The sequence below is a fragment of the Amycolatopsis sp. NPDC005232 genome, assembly GCF_040607795.1.
GTDB lineage: Bacteria > Actinomycetota > Actinomycetes > Mycobacteriales > Pseudonocardiaceae > Amycolatopsis.
The window spans coordinates 234,663-252,504 of the sequence record NZ_JBEXHL010000005.1; the positions used below are offsets into that span (position 1 = coordinate 234,663).

19 protein-coding genes are annotated in these 17,842 nt (G+C 72.7%); 13 read left to right on the top strand and 6 right to left on the bottom strand.

Features of this window, described 5'->3' with window-relative positions:
- Window positions 1–9: 9 nt before the first annotated feature.
- The gene (locus ABZU76_RS12445) at window positions 10–1,227 is read right to left on the bottom strand and encodes a CoA transferase (RefSeq protein ID WP_354868046.1); all 1,218 of its coding nucleotides are present in this window, start codon (window positions 1,225–1,227) and stop codon (window positions 10–12) included.
- Window positions 1,228–1,388: 161 nt separating this feature from the next.
- On the opposite strand from ABZU76_RS12445, the gene ABZU76_RS12450 reads away from it, so the two are divergent.
- Window positions 1,389–1,895 carry a flavin reductase family protein gene (locus ABZU76_RS12450; protein WP_354868049.1) on the top strand — a complete coding sequence of 169 codons (507 nt, stop codon included), beginning with the start codon at window positions 1,389–1,391 and terminating at the stop codon, window positions 1,893–1,895.
- A 7-nt stretch (window positions 1,896–1,902) separates the two neighbouring features.
- Here the strand turns inward: ABZU76_RS12450 and ABZU76_RS12455 are convergent, their stop codons facing one another.
- Window positions 1,903–2,910 (bottom strand): AraC family transcriptional regulator, encoded by a 1,008-nt coding sequence (locus ABZU76_RS12455; RefSeq protein ID WP_354868052.1) that lies wholly within the window; start codon window positions 2,908–2,910, stop codon window positions 1,903–1,905.
- 313 nt (window positions 2,911–3,223) lie between these two features.
- Here ABZU76_RS12455 and ABZU76_RS12460 point away from each other — a divergent pair, with 313 nt between their 5' ends.
- The 3 genes from ABZU76_RS12460 to ABZU76_RS12470 all read left to right on the top strand — a co-directional run bounded on the left by ABZU76_RS12460 (window position 3,224) and on the right by ABZU76_RS12470 (window position 6,892).
- Window positions 3,224–4,714 carry an aldehyde dehydrogenase gene (locus tag ABZU76_RS12460; RefSeq protein ID WP_354868054.1) on the top strand — a complete coding sequence of 497 codons (1,491 nt, stop codon included), beginning with the start codon at window positions 3,224–3,226 and terminating at the stop codon, window positions 4,712–4,714.
- A gap of 30 nt (window positions 4,715–4,744) precedes the next feature.
- Complete coding sequence (locus ABZU76_RS12465) at window positions 4,745–5,923, top strand: LLM class flavin-dependent oxidoreductase (RefSeq protein WP_354868057.1); 1,179 nt, start codon at window positions 4,745–4,747, stop codon at window positions 5,921–5,923.
- Between the two features lie 120 nt (window positions 5,924–6,043).
- Window positions 6,044–6,892 carry a helix-turn-helix domain-containing protein gene (locus tag ABZU76_RS12470; RefSeq protein ID WP_354868060.1) on the top strand — a complete coding sequence of 283 codons (849 nt, stop codon included), beginning with the start codon at window positions 6,044–6,046 and terminating at the stop codon, window positions 6,890–6,892.
- 3 nt (window positions 6,893–6,895) lie between these two features.
- Here ABZU76_RS12470 and ABZU76_RS12475 read toward each other — a convergent pair whose 3' ends face one another.
- A complete protein-coding gene (locus ABZU76_RS12475) occupies window positions 6,896–8,359 on the bottom strand; it encodes an amidase (protein ID WP_354868063.1) in 1,464 nt (487 codons plus the stop codon).
- 175 nt (window positions 8,360–8,534) lie between these two features.
- On the opposite strand from ABZU76_RS12475, the gene ABZU76_RS12480 reads away from it, so the two are divergent.
- From ABZU76_RS12480 to ABZU76_RS12490, 3 genes are read left to right on the top strand one after another with little or no spacing between them, the layout of a single operon-like run.
- Window positions 8,535–9,035, top strand: coding sequence for a methylated-DNA--[protein]-cysteine S-methyltransferase (locus ABZU76_RS12480; protein ID WP_354868066.1), 501 nt, complete (start codon window positions 8,535–8,537; stop codon window positions 9,033–9,035).
- Window positions 9,032–9,526, top strand: coding sequence for a sigma-70 family RNA polymerase sigma factor (locus tag ABZU76_RS12485; RefSeq protein ID WP_354868424.1), 495 nt, complete (start codon window positions 9,032–9,034; stop codon window positions 9,524–9,526). Before ABZU76_RS12480 ends, ABZU76_RS12485 begins: the two co-directional genes overlap by 4 nt.
- On the top strand, window positions 9,523–10,122 hold the full coding sequence (locus ABZU76_RS12490; RefSeq protein ID WP_354868069.1) for a methylated-DNA--[protein]-cysteine S-methyltransferase: 600 nt from the start codon (window positions 9,523–9,525) through the stop codon (window positions 10,120–10,122). Before ABZU76_RS12485 ends, ABZU76_RS12490 begins: the two co-directional genes overlap by 4 nt.
- A 10-nt stretch (window positions 10,123–10,132) precedes the next feature.
- Here ABZU76_RS12490 and ABZU76_RS12495 read toward each other — a convergent pair whose 3' ends face one another.
- Window positions 10,133–10,315, bottom strand: coding sequence for a hypothetical protein (locus ABZU76_RS12495; RefSeq protein WP_354868072.1), 183 nt, complete (start codon window positions 10,313–10,315; stop codon window positions 10,133–10,135).
- A 519-nt stretch (window positions 10,316–10,834) separates the two neighbouring features.
- On the opposite strand from ABZU76_RS12495, the gene ABZU76_RS12500 reads away from it, so the two are divergent.
- Both ABZU76_RS12500 and ABZU76_RS12505 read left to right on the top strand, forming a co-directional pair.
- Window positions 10,835–11,056, top strand: a complete 222-nt coding sequence (locus ABZU76_RS12500; RefSeq protein ID WP_354868075.1) for a hypothetical protein — start codon at window positions 10,835–10,837, stop codon at window positions 11,054–11,056.
- Window positions 11,057–11,203: 147 nt separating this feature from the next.
- The gene (locus ABZU76_RS12505) at window positions 11,204–11,509 is read left to right on the top strand and encodes a hypothetical protein (RefSeq protein ID WP_354868078.1); all 306 of its coding nucleotides are present in this window, start codon (window positions 11,204–11,206) and stop codon (window positions 11,507–11,509) included.
- A 6-nt stretch (window positions 11,510–11,515) separates the two neighbouring features.
- Here the strand turns inward: ABZU76_RS12505 and ABZU76_RS12510 are convergent, their stop codons facing one another.
- Window positions 11,516–11,908, bottom strand: coding sequence for a hypothetical protein (locus ABZU76_RS12510; RefSeq protein ID WP_354868080.1), 393 nt, complete (start codon window positions 11,906–11,908; stop codon window positions 11,516–11,518).
- Window positions 11,909–12,015: 107 nt separating this feature from the next.
- Here ABZU76_RS12510 and ABZU76_RS12515 point away from each other — a divergent pair, with 107 nt between their 5' ends.
- Entirely contained in the window at window positions 12,016–12,666 is a 651-nt protein-coding gene (locus ABZU76_RS12515; RefSeq protein ID WP_354868428.1) for a response regulator transcription factor, read from the top strand.
- 229 nt (window positions 12,667–12,895) lie between these two features.
- Here the strand turns inward: ABZU76_RS12515 and ABZU76_RS12520 are convergent, their stop codons facing one another.
- Complete coding sequence (locus tag ABZU76_RS12520; protein ID WP_354868083.1) at window positions 12,896–13,732, bottom strand: hypothetical protein; 837 nt, start codon at window positions 13,730–13,732, stop codon at window positions 12,896–12,898.
- A 134-nt stretch (window positions 13,733–13,866) separates the two neighbouring features.
- On the opposite strand from ABZU76_RS12520, the gene ABZU76_RS12525 reads away from it, so the two are divergent.
- The 3 genes from ABZU76_RS12525 (at window position 13,867) to ABZU76_RS12535 (ending at window position 17,813) form a co-directional block, all read left to right on the top strand.
- Window positions 13,867–15,417: a GAF domain-containing protein gene (locus ABZU76_RS12525; protein WP_354868085.1), complete on the top strand. Its 1,551-nt coding sequence runs from the start codon at window positions 13,867–13,869 to the stop codon at window positions 15,415–15,417.
- Window positions 15,418–15,681: 264 nt separating this feature from the next.
- Complete coding sequence (locus ABZU76_RS12530; protein ID WP_354868088.1) at window positions 15,682–17,217, top strand: DUF4389 domain-containing protein; 1,536 nt, start codon at window positions 15,682–15,684, stop codon at window positions 17,215–17,217.
- Window positions 17,214–17,813 (top strand): hypothetical protein, encoded by a 600-nt coding sequence (locus ABZU76_RS12535; protein ID WP_354868090.1) that lies wholly within the window; start codon window positions 17,214–17,216, stop codon window positions 17,811–17,813. Before ABZU76_RS12530 ends, ABZU76_RS12535 begins: the two co-directional genes overlap by 4 nt.
- The last annotated feature ends 29 nt before the right edge of the window (window positions 17,814–17,842 follow it).

Consider the following 17,842-nt stretch of genomic DNA (forward strand, 5'->3'; position numbering starts at 1 on the left):
GCTTGCCTCTCAGACGATTCCGGCTTCGGTGAGCTCGGCCAGCTCGGCGCCGGTGAGGCCGAGCAGTCCGGTGTAGACCTCCGCGTTGTGCGTGCCCGGCTGAGCGGGCCCGGCCCAGCGCACTGCGCCCGGCGTACCGCTCAGCACCGGCATCACCCCAGGCCCCAGTACTTCCTTGCCGATCGCATCGTCGAAGTGCGGCAGCAGCATGTCCCGCGCCTGGAACTGCGGGTTGGCGACCACGTCGGCGACAGTGGCGACCGGACCGACGACGACGCCGGCGGCTTCGAGGATCGAGGTGAGCGTGGCGGAATCGTGGCGGGCGGCCCATTCGCCGACGAGCGCGTCGATCTGGTCCTGGTTGCGCCCGCGCGCCACGTGGGTGGCGAACCGCTGGTCGGTCACGAGGTCCTCGCGCTCCATCGCCGTGCACAGCCGCGCGAACACCGTGTCCTGGTTGGCGGCGATGACGATCCAGCGATCGTCGGCGCAGCGGTAGAGGTTGGACGGCGCGAGCCCGTCGAGCCGCGTGCCCGACGGTTCGCGCACCAGCCCGGTGGCGTCGTAGTCGGGGATCACGGACTCGAGCATCGCCAGGCACGCCTCGGCCAGCGCGACGTCCACGACTTGGCCGCGCCCGCTCGTCCCGCGTGCGTGCAGGGCGGCGAGCACCCCTTGCGCGGCGAACATCCCGCCGAGCGAATCACCGAGCGACAACGCCGCGCGCGGCGGCGGGCCACCCGGGAACCCGTTGAGATAGCGCATTCCGCCGATCGCCTCGGCGACTGACGCGTAGCCGGGTCGCTCGGCGTGCGGGCCGGTCTGCCCGTAGCCGGACACGCGGGCGAGGATCAGACCGGGGTTGCGCGCGGCGAGCACGTCGAAGCCGAGACCCCAGCGTTCGAGCGTGCCGGGCCGGAAGCTCTCGACCACGACGTCGGCGGTGTCGACCAGGCGCAGAAACAGCTCGCGTCCCTCGGGCCGGCGCAGATCGAGCGTGACGCAGCGTTTGTTGCGGGCGTGCACGGTCCAGAAGAAGTGGTGCCCGTCGAGCTCGGCCTGGCCCCACACGCGCAGCGGGTCGGGCCGGTCGGGGGCTTCGAGCTTGATCACGTCCGCGCCGTGGTCGGCGAGCAGCCGGCCGCAGAACGGGCCGGCGATGAGCGTGCCGAGCTCGAGAACGCGGATCCCGGCGAGCGCGCCGGCGGGGAGGTCGGTGGCAGACACGACGCACACCGTAGGAACGCGGGCGCGCGGCGAGATATCCGATCGCGGTGGCGGGTTATCCGTCCTGTGCGCCGCCGGGGAAAGCCGGTCCGCGCGCCGCGGCTATTCGCCCGCGGTTGGCGGATGGTGCCGGGACAGAACTGCTCTTACCGTTGCGGCGCATGGACAACCGGACACGCACCGAGCCGCCGCAGGTCGAGCCCACGCACATGCGAGAGGTCCTCGGGCACTTCGCCTCCGGCGTCGTGGTCGTCACGGCGCTGGCGCCGGGCGGCCCCGCCGGGTTCACCTGCCAGTCGTTCAGCTCGCTCTCCCTCGACCCGCCGCTGGTGTCGTTCGCGCCCGCCCGCTCGTCCACGAGCTGGCCGAAGATCCGCGCCGCCGGCCGCTTCTGCGTCAACGTCCTCGCCGAAGACCATGCCGAACTGAGCAGCGCGTTCGCCCGCTCGGGCACCGACAAGTACGCCGGCGTCGAGTGGCGCCCGGCCCCGTCCGGCTCGCCCATCCTCTTCGGCGTCGCCGCGTGGATCGACTGCACGCTGGAACACGAATACGCGGGCGGGGACCACACGATCGTCGCCGCCCGTGTGCAGGCGCTGGGCGCGGATCCCTCGCGCACACCGCTGCTGTTCCACCGCGGCGCCTACGGGATCAGCGCGAAGAGCTGATCCCGGCTCAAGCCGACACCGCGCGCAGCGTCTCGCGCGGCAGCTCGCCGAAGCGTTCCCGGTACTGCTGCGCGAAGCGGCTCTGGTGGAAGAAACCCCAGCGCAGCGCGATGTCCGTGACACGCGTGAGGGCGGGGTCGCTGCGCAGCAGCTCGGCGCGCACGTGGTCGAGGCGGATGCGGCGCAGGTGGTTCATCGGCGACTCGCCCAGGACCTGCTGGAACGTGGCGTGCAGCGTGCGCACGCTCATGCAGCCGACCTTCGCCAGCTCCTGCGGCGTGAGGGGCTCGTCGGCGTGGGCCTCCATGTACTCGATCACCGGGCCGAGGCGGCTCTGGCGCACGGGGTCGTCGGGCGCCGCGAGGTCGTCGGCGAACTGGTGGCGCCCGGCGTGCAGCAGCTGCGTCATCACGAACGCCTCGAGCTGCTCACGCGCGATCGGCATGTCGGCGAGGCCGCCGGGCCGTTCGAGCTCGCGGGCGAGGAACTCCACCGACGAGAGCAGGGTGCTACCGGCGGGCGTGGTGAAGTCGATGCCGAAGTCGAAGTCGAGCACCTCGTCCACGGGGCGGTTGAGGTGCTCGCCGAGGTGGGTCTCCAGCGTCCGGCGCCCGATCTTGAGAATGAGCTGCTCCGCGTCCGGCGACCAGCGCACGGTGTTGACCTGGTCCGGCAGCAGCACGACCCCGCTGGTGCGCGCCCGCGTGGTGGCGCGGCGGCCGTCGGTGCGGTCGGCGTCGGTACGGCCGGCGATGGTGAGATTGACGTGGTAACAGTCCTCGGTCGGCGGCATCACGAGCTTCGCGCACGACCGGTAGCTGAGGTAGCCGACGGTGAACATCCGGTCGGCGGTCGAGTTCAGCGTCATGTCGAGCTCGTTGCCGGGCACCGTCAGGTCGTGGTCCAGGTAGATCCTGGTGACCGCGTCGCGGGCCTCCTCGAGCGAGCGGGTGCCGAGCACCCGGTAGCGCGAGAGCGGCGCCTCGGCCTGGACGCCCTCGGGACGGGCAGCCATCCGACACCTCCTTGTGTCGTCTCTGCTCAGTGTCGGTTCTCCTCCGGTGGCCTCGAGCGGCGAGGCCGGTGCTCCGGGCGAGCTCGACAGTAGGTGGTCGCCGTGGCCCCTTACTAGCCCGAAAGCGCGTGGCGCTATCCGCTGAGTGCAGCACTGCCCGGCTGCGTGTGCTTCTCGTCTCGCCGGGTGGGACGGGTGCCGTCGCGCTGAGCGGATCCGAGGCTGCCGTCCGGGGATATCGGCGGGCCGCCGCCGATCCCTAGCGTTTCCCGGCATCCCCAGGCGCCAGCCCCCTGCAACGAAGGAGAGGTCGATGACGACCACCTCAGCGCCACCGCTGGAGGAACTCAAGCTCTTCATCCACGGCAAGTCCGTCGATGCCCGCTCGGGCCGGACCTTCGAGTCGCAGAACCCCTACGCCGGCAAGCCGTGGGCCCGGCTCGCGGACGGCGGTCCCGAGGACGTCGACGAGGCCGTCGCGTCGGCCCGGGCGGCGTTCGAGGGCGAGTGGGGCGCGATGACCGGCTTCCAGCGCGCCGCGATCATCCGCCGCTGCGGCGACGCGATCGCCGCCAACGCCGAGCGCCTCGCCCGGCTGGAGGTCAACGACTCGGGCAAGCTGCTGCGCGAGATGCTGGGCCAGCTCAACAGCCTGCCGCAGTGGTACTACTACTTCTCCGGCCTGGCCGACAAGATCGAGGGCCGCACGGTCCCGCCGCTCAATCCGAACTACTTCGGCTACACCCGCCGTGAGCCGGTCGGTGTCGTCGGCGCCATCACGCCGTGGAACTCGCCGCTGCTGCTGCTCACGTTCAAGCTCGCCCCCGCGCTCGCCGCGGGCTGCACGATGGTGGTCAAGCCGTCGGAGCACGCGCCGGCCTCCACCGTCGCGTTCGCCGAGGTGCTGCACGAGGCCGGGCTGCCCGCGGGTGTGCTCAACGTCGTCACCGGCTGGGACCGTGCGACCGGCGAGGCCCTGGCCAAGCACCCGGGCATCGACAAGGTCGCGTTCACGGGCTCGTCGGCGACCGGCGCCAAGGTCGCGCAGGCCGCGGTGGCGAACTTCAACCGCGTGACGCTGGAGCTCGGCGGGAAGTCGCCGCAGGTCGTGTTCCCCGACGCCGACCTCGACGCGGCCGCCAACGGCCTCGTCGCGGGCGTGTTCGCGGCCACCGGGCAGACCTGCATGGCCGGCTCGCGCCTGATCGTGCACGCCGACGTCCACGACGCGCTGGTCGAGAAGGTCGTCGCGCGGGCCAACGCCATCAAGCTCGGCGACCCGACCGACGCCGCCACGGAGATGGGCCCGGTCGCCAACCGGCCGCAGTACGAGAAGGTGCTCGGCTATCTGCAGGGCGCGGCCGCCGAGGGCGCCACGTTCGCCTGCGGCGGTGAGCCCGACGCCGCGCGCGGTGGCCTGTTCGTGAAGCCGACCGTGGTCACGGGCGTGACGGCGGAGAACACCATCGTCCGCGAGGAGGTGTTCGGCCCGGTGCTCGCCGTCTACCCGTTCCACGACGAGGACGAGGCGCTCAAGCTCGCCAACGACACGCCCTACGGCCTGGCCGGCGCCGTCTGGACGAAGGACGTGCACCGCGCCCACCGCGTCGCCGCGAAGCTGCGCGCCGGCACCGTGTGGATCAACGCCTACCGCGTGATCGCCCCGAACATGCCTTTCGGCGGCTACGGCGCCAGCGGCATCGGCCGCGAGAACGGCGTCGACGCGATCAACGAGTACACGGAGAACAAGTCCGTGTTCGTCGAGCTCACCGGCGGCACCCGCGACCCGTTCCAGCTCGGCTGAGCCACCCCCCATTCCGCGAAGGAGACCCCCATGACGATGACCGCCAACGAACGCCTCGGCCTCGCCCCGACGGACCCGCGCCCGGCGGACGAGACCCGGCCGCTGGTGGACCGGGCCGAGACGAACCCGCTGTTCGGCGACCAGAAGATGAAGCTGGGCCTGTTCGGCACCAACTGCTCCTACGGGCTGATCATGAGCCACGCCCCGAGCACCTACAAGATCACCTGGGAGCACACGCGCGAGATCGCCCAGCGCGCCGACGGCCTCGGCTTCGACGTGCTCGTGCCGGTCGCGCGCTGGAAGGGCTTCGGCGGCTCGACGAACTTCAACGGCAACTGCTTCGAGACCTACGCGTGGGCCGCGGGCCTGGCCGAGGCGACGGAGCGGATCGCCATCGCGTCGACCTCGCACCTGCCGACCGTGCACCCGATCGTCGCGGCGAAGGCCGCCACGACGATCGACCACATCTCGGGCGGCCGCTTCGCGCTCAACCTGGTGATGGGCTGGGTGCCGCCGGAGATGGAGATGTTCGGCGGCGAGCAGCGCCAGCACGACGAGCGCTACGCGTTCGGCCAGGAGTGGATCGATTACGCCATCCGGCTGTGGACCGAGGAAGGTTCGTTCGACGTCGCCTCGAAGTACTTCCAGGGCAACGACGTCGAGGCCTACCCGAAGCCGCACCAGGCGCCCCGCCCGGCGCTGCTCAACGCGGGCAACTCGCCCGCGGGCATCGAGTTCTCCGCGCGCAACGTGGACATCAACTTCGCCTCGCTCGACACGCTGGAGAACATCAAGGCCTACACCGCGAAGGTGAAGGCCAAGGCCCACGACGACTACCAGCGCGACATCAAGGTGATGACCTACGGCCTCGTCGTCTGCCGCGACACCGAGGAGGAGGCCAAGCGCGCCTTCCAGCAGGTCGTGGACGAGGGCGACTGGGGTGCGGCGGGCAACGTCATCAAGATCGCCGGGTCGGGCGCGAGCCAGTCGTTCGACCACGCGGTGAAGGAGATGCAGGAGCGCTTCATCGCCGGCTGGGGTGGCTACCCGATCGTGGGAACTCCGGAGCAGGTCACCGAAGAGCTCGGCGCGCTCAACGAGGCCGGGATGGAGGGCATGATCTTCGGCCTCATCGACTACAACGAGGAGCTGAAGTACTTCGGCGACAACGTGATGCCGCTGCTGAAGCAGGCCGGTCTGCGCCACTGAGTCCTGCGGCCGGACGTGCGGTTCCGGGCGGGTGGCGGACCCGTCCGGAGCCGAACGCCTTTCCAGGCTTGCGAAAAGCGGCGGTAGGATCACCGGCCGCGATTTGCGAGGATGGGTGGTGTGAACAGCCCGGACGAGCTGGCGTCGACGCTGCGGGGCTGGCGGGAACGGCTGGTACCCGGCCGGGCCGGCCTGCCGGTGCACGGGCCGAGACGGGCGCGCGGGCTGCGGCGCGAGGAGCTGGCCGTGCTGGCCGGGCTTTCGGTCGACCACGTCGTGCGCCTGGAACAGGGCCGCGCGCCGGCTCCCGGGGTGCAGGTGTGCGTCGCGCTCGCGCGGGCATTGCACCTGTCCGACGCCGAGCAGGAACGGCTGTTCCGGCTCGCCGGTCACGAGCTGGGCGGCGGCCGCGTCGGGCGGCTGGTGCCCGAGAGCACCCGGCGGCTGCTTGAACGCCTCGACGACCACCCGATCGCCGTGCACGACGCGATGTGGACCCTCATCGCGTGGAACCGGCCCTGGGTGGGGCTGCTGGGCGAACCGGCCGCACGCGAAGACGAGCGCAACGCCGTGTGGCGCCACTTCACCGGCTGCCCGACGCGCACGGTGCTGAACGCGGCCGAGCGCGAGGACTACGAGTCGGCGCTGGTCGCCGACCTGCGGCTCGCGCAGTCGCGCTACCCGCGTGACCCGGACCTGTCGGCGCTTCTCGGGCGGGTGGGCTCGGTGAGCGAGGGGTTCCGCAGCCGGTGGGACGCGCCCGGCGTCGACGACCTCGCGCGCCAGCCGACGTGCCTGACCGTGGTGCACCCCGACGTCGGGCGGCTCGACCTGGACCGCGACGTGCTCGCCAGCCGCCACGGCGATCTGCGGATCGTCGTCTGCACGGCGCGGCCCGGCACGGAGTCGGCCGCGCGGCTCGCGTTGCTCGGCGCGCTCGAGTTCGAATCCATGGCCCCGCCGGGTTAGGAACTATCGGCGTTCGAGGTCCGGTGCGGTGAACCCGCCGATCTCCCGCTCCAGCAGCTCGGCCAGGCGCAGGGGGGTGCGGTCCTCGAACATCGGCCCGACGAGCTGGACCCCGACCGGCAGTCCCGCGTCGTCGAGGCCCGTGGGCACGACCGTGGCCGGCAGTCCCGGCAGCGTGGCGAGGCCGGCCCACACCAGCTGTTCGCCGTAGCCGTGCTCGACGCCGTCCACGAGGACGCGCCGCAGCTCCTGCTGCGGTGAGTGGTCGTGGGCGAACGCGGGGGTCGGCGAGGCCGGGCAGAGCACCACGTCGTACTCGGCGAACACGGCGCGCCAGGCGTGGCGCTGCCGTTCTCGGGCGAGGTCGGCCGCGAACCAGTCGCGGTAGCTCTGCCGGGCCCCGCGCACCCGAGCGGCGTGGAGGCTGTCGTCGCCCGGTGGGAGGTCCGCCAGCAGCTTGCCGAACCGTTCGTAGACCTCGGCGGGGAAGTTCGTGCCGAAGGTGGCGAACAGCAGCCGCAGGTACAGCCGCGCCGATTCGGCCAGGTCGGGCACCAGCCCGTGGCCGGGGTCCACACGGGCGCCGGCCGCGGTGAGCGCGTCGGCCACTCGGGTGAGGCCGGCGCGCACGCTCGCCGACGTCGGGATGTCCGGGTGGTCTTCGAGCACGAGCACGCGGAACTCCGCCAGGCGCTCGTGGCGGGCCTGCGGCAGGCGCAGCTCGTAGGCGACCCCGAGCGTGAGCGGATCCGGCTCGGCGAGCAGGTCGAGCAGCACGCTCAGGTCGGCGGCGCTGCGCGCCATCGGGCCGATCACGGCCAGGTCCACCTCGGTCGGCAGCGCGGGGGCCGGCGGCGGCGTGTGGCCCCGAGACGGCAGCAGCCGGTACGACGGTTTGTGCGCGTAGACGCCGCAGAAGTGTGCGGGGGTGCGCAGCGAGCCGCCGATGTCCGAGCCGATCGACAGCGCGCCGAACCCCGCGGCCAGCGCGGCCGCCGAGCCGCCGGACGAACCGCCGGGCGTGCGGGCGAGGTCGAACGGGTTGGCGGTGGTGCCGTAGATGTCGTTGTAGGTCTGCAGATCGCCGAGGGCGAGCGGCACATTGGTCTTGCCCAGCAGCACCGCGCCGGCCGCCTTGAGCCGGGCGACGGGCAGCGCGTCCTGGGTCGGGACGAAGCCCGCGAACGGCGGCAGACCCCACGTGGTCGGCAGCCCGGCCACGTTGAACGACTCCTTGACCGTGATCGGCACGCCGAGCAGCGGACCGTCCGCACCGCGGGCGCGCGCCGCGTCGGCCGCGCGGGCGGCGTCGAGCGCACGGTCGAAATCGGGCACGCAGATCGCGTTGACGGCCCCGTCGTACTTCCCGATGCGCTCGATCGCCGACTCGGCCAGCTCGACGGCCGTCACCTCGCCGGCGCGCAGGGCCGCGGCGAGCTGCCCGGCCGAAAGCAGGTTCGGGTCCATGCGTTCCTCCCGCGACGTCGACGTTCGAGGGCGACGTTAGCGGTTCGTCCGACCGGTCGTCCCGGACTTCGCCGGACTATCGTGGCGCGGCGGGAAGTCGCTCGCCTCGCGGATCTCACATTCCGGCGTGCCCACGCGTCTACCTGCTGAGAGGCGAGCAGAAGGGAACGGGGACATGGGCGTTCGGCACACGGTCACGGCGTCGCCGGTCGGCGACCTCACGCTGGTCGCGGACGGCACGGCGCTCGTCGGGCTCTATTTCGAGGGCCACAAGCGCGAACCGCGGCTCGCGAGCCTGGGGCCGCGCTCGGACGAGGGCTTCGCCGAGGCGATCCGGCAGCTGGGGGAGTACTTCGCGGGCGAGCGCCGGGAGTTCGACCTCGAGCTGGCGCCGCGCGGGTCCGGGTTCGAGCGCAAGGTGTGGGGCCTGCTCACGAAGATCCCGTACGGCGAGAAGCGCACGTACGGCGAGCTCGCCGCCGAACTGGGCGACCCCGGCGCCGCGCAGGCGGTGGGCAATGCGAACGGCTGGAACCCGATCAGCATCGTGGTGCCGTGCCACCGGGTGGTCGGCGCGAGCGGCGGCCTCACCGGATACGCGGGCGGCGTGGACCGCAAGCGGTTCCTCCTGAGCCTGGAGGAGCCGCCCGCCGAGGACGACGGCAGGCTGTTCTGAGCCCGCGCCCGTTCGACGAGCTCGTCGCGGACCACGGGGCAATGGTGCTGCGGGTCTGCCGCGCGGTGGTGGGCCCGCACGACGCCGAGGACGCGTGGTCCGAGACGTTCCTGGCCGCGCTCAAGGCCTACCCCGATCTGCCGGCCGGCGCCAACGTGGCGGCGTGGCTGGTCACCATCGCGCACCGCAAGGCCGTGGACATCACCCGCGCCCGCGCGCGCCACGCCGTGCCCGTGGAGCGGACCCCCGACGAGCCGAGCCGCACCGGCCGTCCGGAGGACTGGGACGGCGACCTGTGGGACGCACTGGCCGCGTTGCCGGACAAGCAGCGGGCGGCCGTCGCGTACCACTACCTCGCCGGGTTCCCGTACGAGGAGGTCGCCGCCATCACGGGCGGCACCGCGGCCGCGGCCCGCCGCGCGGCCGCCGACGGGGTCAAGGCCCTGCGCGCGGCGTCGCGCCGAGGAGAGCTGGAAGGAGCAGCGCCATGACCGCCGATCTGTTCGCCGCGCTGCCAGCGGACGACGAGGCCGCGCAGGACCGCCTGCGCGCCCGGCTGCTGGCCGCGGCCGAACGCGACGGTCTGCTCGACGTCGCGTACCGCACGGTCGACTCGCCCGTCGGCCCGCTGCTGCTGGCCGCGACCGGCGCCGGGCTCGTGCGGGTCGCGTTCTCCGTGGAGGACCACGGTTCCGTGCTCGCCGAGCTGGCCGCGGCCATCAGCCCGCGGGTGCTCGCCGCGCCGGCCCGTCTGGACGCGGTGTCTCGTGAGCTCGACGAGTACTTCTCCGGCCGGCGCCGCACGTTCGACGTCGCGGTGGATCTGCGGCTGGCCAAAGGTTTCCGTCGCGAGGTGCTGCGGCGGCTCGGCGAGATCCCGTACGGCAGCACGCGCAGCTACTCCGAAGTCGCCGCCGCAGCCGGCAGTCCCCAGGCAGTGCGCGCCGTCGGGACGGCGTGCGCGCGCAATCCGGTGCCGCTGGTCGTGCCGTGCCATCGCGTGGTGCGTTCCGACGGCAGCTCCGGGCGCTACCGCGGTGGCGAGGAAGCGAAACTGGCGCTGCTGGCCTTGGAAACGACCGCCTGACGCGGATTCGTCAGCGGTGGTCCTGGGCGAGGCCGTCGGCGGCGTCGAGACCGAGGATCGCCAGCAGCAGCGCGCAGTCGTCGACGTCCTCGGCCGCGGAGGCGACCAGGCGGACCACGTGGCGGCGCTGGTCGTCGGGGAGCTCGTGGGCGCTGTGCAGGTCGGCGACGGACGGCACCGTCGTGCGCTTCACGGCTGCCCGCCAGGGGTGCCGGCGCAGGTGTGCAGGGCAGAGGCCCATCGGGCAGGGGCGCACAGGGCAGAGGCGGTCATCGGGCCCTCCGTTCTTACGGCCGCGGGTGCTGCCGCCGGGGGCCGGGGCGGACCCTTCAGCATATCCCGATCCGGGCTCGCCCGGTGGGGTGACGGGCGCCGGGAAAACGCTTCCCCGTGGAGCTCCGAAGAGGTTTCGGTCCACTATGGATCTTCGATTCGGACACGGACCGTACCCGGCCGCTCGCCGGAACCACCCGGGTGGCCGAGCGACCACCGGCCTGCACGGGCCTAATCTGTGAACTTCTTGCCCAGGACCCCGGCGACCGGAGATGTTTTTCACGCGGGATCGGGGTGACCGGCGGTGTTGGGGGACGACAGTCCGCGCGATCCGTCCGTTGAGGGCGGCGATCTGAAGACCGGAAGCGCTTTCCCTGGCTGGCCGCTTCGCCACGGTGGCGGATATCCGCGGGGCTGGCAAGTGCGATATCGGTGCCGGGTGCGCCGTGCTGCCCGGGAATCCGCAGAACCGTCGTGGCAGGAGAAGACGGGCACGATCGCGGGCCGCAGCCTGCGCGACGAGCACACCAGCACCACGTGGGTCCCGGTGCGTCCGCGCGGCGCGGCCGCCGACACCCCGGTGAGCCTGGTGCGGGCCACGGACATCCTCGACGCCTGCCCGCCTTCCGGGAAGGCGAGCCGCGCCGGGGAAACGCCTTGACCGCCCTGATGATCCACTGAGGACGGTGCGACTGTTCGGGTGAAAAACCCGGAAACCGGAAATCATGAGGTAGATTCGCGACGAGGGCGTCAGCCCGCCCCCGGAACCGGCTTCCGCAATCCTGGGGCCGGTGAAGGGTGGAGGCGGATGACCAACGGAATCGAGACGGAAACCGGGCCGTTCGCGGTGGGGCGGAAGTTCGCCTATCTGGCTCGGGAAGACAATGGCGTAACCGTGCGGACCGGGGTGGTCGCGGGCGAGTGCGTCGACGCGGCGGCGGTTTCGCACGTGCCGATCGTCGACGCCGAAACCCCGGATCCGAGTTCCAGCAAGCTGGTTCCGGTCACGGACGTCACCGACGTCGCATTGGGCCGTAACCGCCATTCGGCGGGAAACCGGCCGCGTTCGTTGCCATGGCGGGTTTTTCACGTCGGGCGCCACCGGCGCGCCTGAGCGGGTTCAGCGTGCGGCGCCGGACCGGATGACGGTCGTCGGGCCGGGCGGGGGAGATTCCACGGAGTCGTCGGGGGCTTCGTGGACGATTCCCGCCCTGTCGAGGACGGTTGTCACATCGGGGTTTCCGGCGCGCACGCGGAACCGGTCGCCGGCGAGCGCGGCCACCGACTCCGGGCCGAGGGCGGTGCACGCCGTCAGGTCCACCACCACGTCCGCGGCGCGCAGGGCCACGGCTTCGGCGAGGTGCGCGGCGAGCACGGCGTCACCGGCGGGACTGAGCGCGCCGGACACCTCGACGGTCACGCGCCCGGCGCTCACGAGCGTGCGCACCCGCGAAACCCCGGGCGGCGCAAGGGCTTGCGGTACGTCGGCCTTCGGCTGGTTCTCCACGGACATCCCGCGCCTCTCCCCAAATCCACGGTGACCGGGGGCTGGGGTCCACAGTGTTCGGTCAGTCTAACCGGCCGGGCGGGGCGTAACCTCGGTCCGTGGCCGGACCGCGGGTGATCACCGTCTTCCTCGTCGACGACCACGAGCTGGTGCGCCGCGGCGTGGCCGACCTCGTGGAGGACGAGGACGACCTCACGGTGGCGGGCCAGGCCGGCTCCGTCGCCGAGGCGCTGGCCCGGATCCCCGCAGTGCGCCCGGACGTCGCGGTGCTCGACGTCCGCCTCCCCGACGGCGACGGCGTCCGCCTGTGCCGCGACCTGCGCGACACACTGCCCGGCCTGCGCTGCCTGATGCTCACGTCCTTCACCGACGAGCACTCGATGGTCGACGCGGTTCTGGCCGGCGCCGACGGCTACGTCATCAAGGACATCAAGGGACTCCAGCTCGTCGACGCCGTCCGCCGCGTCGCGGCCGGCCACAGCCTGCTCGACGAACGCGCGGTCGCCGCCCTGATGGCGAAGCTGCGCGAGAGTACCCGAGGCCCCGGCCCGCTCGCCGCGCTGACCGACCAGGAACGCGTGCTGCTCGACCTCATCGGCGAAGGGCTGACCAACCGGCAGATCGCCGAACGGATGTTCCTGGCGGAGAAGACGGTGAAGAACTACGTTTCCCGCCTGCTCGCCAAACTCGGTGTGGAACGCCGCACCCAGGCGGCCGTTCTCGTCACCGCGCTCCACGACGAGGAACGCCGCGCCGAAGGCTGATCACCGCTGCGGGAGAATAGTCGTTCCCCTCAGGAAGCCGCGATTTCGCCGGGTGCGGCATGCGAGGTCACCGAAACCGGTGTAGTGGTGCACCTGCACTACCCGGGCCGCCGTGCGGCCGACCGCGCTGCCCTACGAGAAGTGTTGTGCGGGAGGGTGATCGCTGCCGATGTTGAGAGAACGGTCGTTCTCCGTGTGTGGTGGTGGGTTCGGCTCGGGGCCGGGGCGATCACGGCCAGCCGCGGGAGAACGGGCGTTCGTCGCTGGTCACCACGGCGTCGAGGCCGATGTGGGGTCGCAAGGGGACGGGCGCTCCGTGGCCGAGGCGCAGCAGGGCCTGGGGCCACATGCCGCCGCCGAGAAGGCGGCGCAGATCGCGGCGGCGGGCGGGGGTGAGGGTGTCGGACCAGTGGGCGGCGGACAACCCGGCGGCCGCCGCCGTGAGCAGGACTCGTTGCACGGCTTGGCCTGCCTGCAGCTGGGCGAGCGGGGTGTCGTGCAGCGAGCCGACGGCGACCAGCAATCGTCCGGGCGCCGCGGCGAAGTCGGTGCACGTGGCGCCCCCGGGAAGCATGATTTCGCACAGCTGCGGCAGTTGTGCGTCGCCGATCGTGGCGAGCCAGGCGCGTTCGAGCTCGGCCGCCTTGCGAAGTTCGCGTTGCACCGCCGGTGGCACCAGGGCCGCGCTGAACGGGCTGCGGTTTCCGCGCCTGAGCCGGATGGCTTCGACGAAGCGGCGATCGACCGGTGTCACCGGTTCTAGTCCGCGCGGGCGCACCACGGCGAGCAAGTCGGGCCGCGTGGCGGCGGGCAGCAGCCGCACGTCGGGGTGGCAACCCTGGGCCTTCACCGCGAGCCGGAGGTTCAGCAGGGCCGCGCCGCAGTCCAGCAGCTGCCCGCGGCGACCGCCCGCGGGCGGGCCGGCGTGGAGTTCGATGGACCCCGGCGTGCACAGGAACCGCCACGGCCGGGTGTCGTGCAGGGGCGGCGGGGTCGTCGCGGCGAGAAGCACGGACCGGACCTGGCGCGCGCTCAGCCGCCCGACGGGTATGACTCCGGCCTTCATGGGTCACCTCCGCCCTCGATCCCACCCTGCGCCCGCGCGCCGGGCCGGGCTAGTGCCGAACGTCCCGCGCGCCGGGTCCAAGGTCGCCGTTCACGGGTGACCCCGGGCCGGGATCGGTGTGCCACAGTGACGGGATGCCGGAGGTCGACCGGGTCCGCGCGACCGCTCCGGCCGGGGAACGCGACCGGCTGGACGCGCTGCTCACGGCCGTCCTCGGGCTGTCGGCCGGTCTCGAGCTGGACGGCACGCTGCGCCGGATCGTGGCGACCGCCGCGGACCTCGTCGACGCGCGCTACGGCGCGCTCGCGGTGCTCGACGCCGACGGCGCCACCACCGGCTTCGTCGTCACCGAGCTCGACCACCTCGACCGCGCGTGGACCTGTCGAGCCGGCCGCACTTCGCTTCGCGTCGCGCTGCGAGCGCGCGGCACGCTGCTGGGGCGCCTTTATCTCACCGGAAAACGAAGCGGCACAGGGTTCACCGACGACGACGAGCAAGCGCTTGCCGCGCTCGCGGCAGCGGCCGGCATCGCCGTCGACAACGCGCGGCTCTACGAAGAAACCCGCAACCGCCAGCGCTGGCTCGAAGCCACGGGCGAGATCTCCGCCGCGCTCCTCGGCGGTACCGAGATCAGTGAAGTACTGCGCTTGATCGCGAGCCGCGCCGCCGGCCTCACCGGTTCCGTCGACGCGCTGATCGCCGTGCCCGCCACCGAAGACGCACTCGTGGTCACCGTCTGCGCCGGTCCCGATTCCGACGCCCTCACCGGCCGCCGGATTCCCGTTGCCGGGTCCACGTCCGGTGCCGTGCTGCGCGACCACGTGCCGCGCAGCGTCTCCGGGCTCGCCGTCGACCTCGCCGACGGCCCGCGCGTCGACCTCGGCCCCGCGCTCGTGGTGCTGCTGCGATCCGGTGAGTCGATCGCCGGCGTCCTGCTCGCCGTTCGCGCTCCCGGCGCGGCGCGCTTCGACGAGCAGGAGCTGCAGATCGTGTCCGCGTTCGCCGACCAGGCCGCGCTCGCGCTGCGCGACGCCGGGAACCAGGCCGCCCGCCGCGAGCTGGACGTGGTGACCGACCGCGACCGGATCGCCCGCGACCTGCACGACCACGTGGTGCAGCGGCTGTTCGCGGTCGGGCTGCAGATGCGCGACACGCTGCGCCGGGCGGGGACGCCGCCCGTCGCGTCGCGGCTGAGCCGGCACATCGACCAGCTGCAGGAGGTCATCGAGGAGATCCGCAGCGCGATCTTCCAGCTGCACGCGGCCCCGAGGCGCCGCGGTGGCCTGCGCGCGAGCCTCCAGCACGCCGTCACCGAAACGACGGGCGACTCGGCGATCCGCACCACCGTGCGGCTGTCCGGCCCGCTCGAACGGGTGCCGCCGATCCTCGCCGAACACGCGGAAGCCGTGGTTCGCGAAGCCGTGAGCAACGTGCTGCGCCACGCCCGCGCCGGCGAGCTGGCCGTCACCGTGACGCTCGGCGACGCTCTCGTCGTCGAAGTGTCCGACACGGGGGTGGGGCTCCCGGCGGGCGTAGCGCGCAGCGGCTTGCGCAACCTCGAGCAGCGCGCGACCGAGTCGGGTGGCACGTTTCGCGTGGAGTGCCCGTCCTCGGGCGGCACCCGTCTCGTGTGGACGGTCCCCGTGCGCCCGGCTCACGCGGTGGTCTCCGGAGGGTCACGGTGAACCGCCCGCGGGCCGCGGCCCTGGTGGGTGCGGTCACAGCGTGCGACACTCGAAGCCTGTCCTTCCCCTTGGGGCGCGGCCCGGTGCCGGCTCCGGACCTCGGCGAGGCGGAACTCCGCCACCGAGCACCCGGAGATTCCGCACGGGTCGCACCCGCAGTGCGCCACCCGCCGACCTCCGGCGGTTCCCGCGCAGCGGAGTCCACTTCGGACCGAAGCGGGCACCCGCGGCCTCGCCGGTGGCCGAGGTGAAGGAGGTCCGACCGTGAACCCCGTCTATCCCGTCTATCCCGTCCGAGTCGAGGCCGACCTGGACGAACCGTTGTCCCGCTGGCTCTGGCTCGTGAAGTGGCTGCTGGCGCTGCCGCACTACCTCATCCTGGCGGTCCTGTGGTTCGCCTACCCCTTCGTGGGCATCGCGGCGTTCTTCGCGATCCTCGTGACGGGCCGCTATCCGCGCTCGCTGTTCGAGTTCACCGTGGGCGTGTTGCGGTGGAGCTTCCGCGTGCAGTACTACTCCTACGCCGCGCTCGGCACCGACCGGTACCCGCCGTTCACGTTCGGCGACGTGCCCGAGTACCCGGCGCGGCTGCAGGTCGAGTACCCGCAACGGCTCTCCCGCGGGCTCGTGCTCGTGAAGTGGTGGCTGCTGGCGCTGCCGCAGCTCATCATCGTGGGGTTGTTCGTCGGCGGCGGCACGTGGCTGTTCACGCGGTCGGGCCGGTACGACTTCACCTGGGCGGCCGGCGGTCTCGTCGGCATCCTGGTGCTGATTGCCGCGATCGTGTTGCTGTTCACCGGAAAGTACCCGCGCCCGCTGTTCGACTTCATCCTCGGGCTCGACCGCTGGGTGCTGCGGGTGGCCGCCTACGTGTCGCTGCTGACCGACCGGTACCCGCCCTTCAGGCTCGACCTCGGCGGCAGCGAGCCGGGCGGACCGGCGCCCTCGCCGGAACCGCTGACGCAGCCGCCGCCCGGTTACGCGACCGAGCCCAGGACCGAGCCTGAGACACAGCCGTTCGCCCCGCCTCCCACACCACCGGAGAGCGGATCCGGCCCGGCGGCCACGGGCTGGACGGGCGGCCGCATCGCCGCCGCCGTCTGCGGCGCGGTGCTTGTGCTGTTCTCGACCGGTCTTCTCTCGGGCGGCAGCGCGCTGATGTGGGCCGACCGCAACCAGCGCGACGCCGACGGCTACTTCTCCGCGTCGGCCCCGTTCAGCGCTTCGGGTTACGCGCTCGCGAGCGACCCCGTGCAGCTGCACGGCCTGGGCACCGGCGGGCCGGACCTCGCGGGGATCGTCGGCGACACCCGGATCCGCGCCACCGCCGTCGACGCCACGCAGGGCGTTTTCATCGGCATCGCGCCCGCCGCGAGCGCGGCGCGGTATCTCGCCGGCGTCGAGCACACGACCGTGACCGATTTGGGCGACCGCGGCACGGTCGGCATCGACATCCCGGGCGGCGCGCTCACGACCCCGCCGCAGCAGGCCGGCATCTGGGCCGGCCAGGCGTCGGGCCCCGGCACGCAGTCCGTGGCGTGGCCCGTGCGCGGCGGGGACTGGACCGTCGTGGTGATGAACTCCGACGGCTCGCGCGGCGTCGCCGTCGAGGCGGAGGCCGGCGCGACCGTGCCGGCGATCGGCTGGCTGTCGGTGCTGCTAGTCGTGGTCGGTGTGGTGTTCCTGGCCGGTGGCGTGGCGTGCATCTGGCTCGCGGCCCGCGGCGCTTCGGCGCACCGCGCGCGCACGCCTGTGCCGGTGGCCGAAGGAGGTCCCGGCGACAGGGGGCGAGCACCGTGAACCGTTCGGCCGACTGGTTCAAGCGGATGTGGCACGCCCTGTTCCCGCGGGGCGGCGTGGTGGTCCGGCCGTCGGACCGGTTCCAGGCGGCGGTGCTCGCCGCCTTCGTGGTGCTCGCGCTGGTGGCGGTCCCGTTCGCCGGCGTCTTCGGGTCGGAAACCGCCGCGCAGCGCGGAAAACAGGCCGTCGAGGAAGCGGCGAACCGCCACCGCGCCGACGCGACGCTGCTCGTCGACGGGCCGCCGCAGCAGGCCGTCGGCCCCGACGGCGTGCCGGCCGGACCCCAGCCGCGCGACGCCCGGTGGCGGTTGCCCGGCGGCGGTTTCCGCGTGGCGCAGGTCGACGCGGACCCGCTGACCAAGGCCGGCGACACGGTTGTGGTGTGGCTCGATCAGGCCGGCAATCCGGTACCGCCGCCGCTCGACCCGCGCACGGGGCCCGTCGAGGGTGTGATGACGGGATTCGGGGCGTGGGCGGGGTTCTGCGCGGTGCTGAGCCTGCTCTACGGAGTCCTCGTGTTCGGGCTCGACCGCATGCGGCTCAAGCACTGGGAGCGGGAGTGGACGCAGGCGCTGGACGGCAAGACGAGGCACTGACCGGCCGGACACGAAGCAGGACCGGAGAA

Bases quoted from the DNA above. Each gene is read 5' to 3' on its own strand.
- ABZU76_RS12475 (WP_354868063.1), bottom strand. From the start codon at position 8,359: ATGGACCCGAACCTGCTTTCGGCCGGGCAGCTCGCCGCGGCCCTGCGC.
- ABZU76_RS12490 (WP_354868069.1), top strand. From the start codon at position 9,523: ATGACCGCCGATCTGTTCGCCGCGCTGCCAGCGGACGACGAGGCCGCG.
- ABZU76_RS12525 (WP_354868085.1), top strand. From the start codon at position 13,867: ATGCCGGAGGTCGACCGGGTCCGCGCGACCGCTCCGGCCGGGGAACGC.
- ABZU76_RS12510 (WP_354868080.1), bottom strand. From the start codon at position 11,908: ATGTCCGTGGAGAACCAGCCGAAGGCCGACGTACCGCAAGCCCTTGCG.
- ABZU76_RS12480 (WP_354868066.1), top strand. From the start codon at position 8,535: ATGGGCGTTCGGCACACGGTCACGGCGTCGCCGGTCGGCGACCTCACG.
- ABZU76_RS12455 (WP_354868052.1), bottom strand. From the start codon at position 2,910: ATGGCTGCCCGTCCCGAGGGCGTCCAGGCCGAGGCGCCGCTCTCGCGC.
- ABZU76_RS12520 (WP_354868083.1), bottom strand. From the start codon at position 13,732: ATGAAGGCCGGAGTCATACCCGTCGGGCGGCTGAGCGCGCGCCAGGTC.
- ABZU76_RS12460 (WP_354868054.1), top strand. From the start codon at position 3,224: ATGACGACCACCTCAGCGCCACCGCTGGAGGAACTCAAGCTCTTCATC.
- ABZU76_RS12450 (WP_354868049.1), top strand. From the start codon at position 1,389: ATGGACAACCGGACACGCACCGAGCCGCCGCAGGTCGAGCCCACGCAC.
- ABZU76_RS12465 (WP_354868057.1), top strand. From the start codon at position 4,745: ATGACGATGACCGCCAACGAACGCCTCGGCCTCGCCCCGACGGACCCG.
- ABZU76_RS12505 (WP_354868078.1), top strand. From the start codon at position 11,204: ATGACCAACGGAATCGAGACGGAAACCGGGCCGTTCGCGGTGGGGCGG.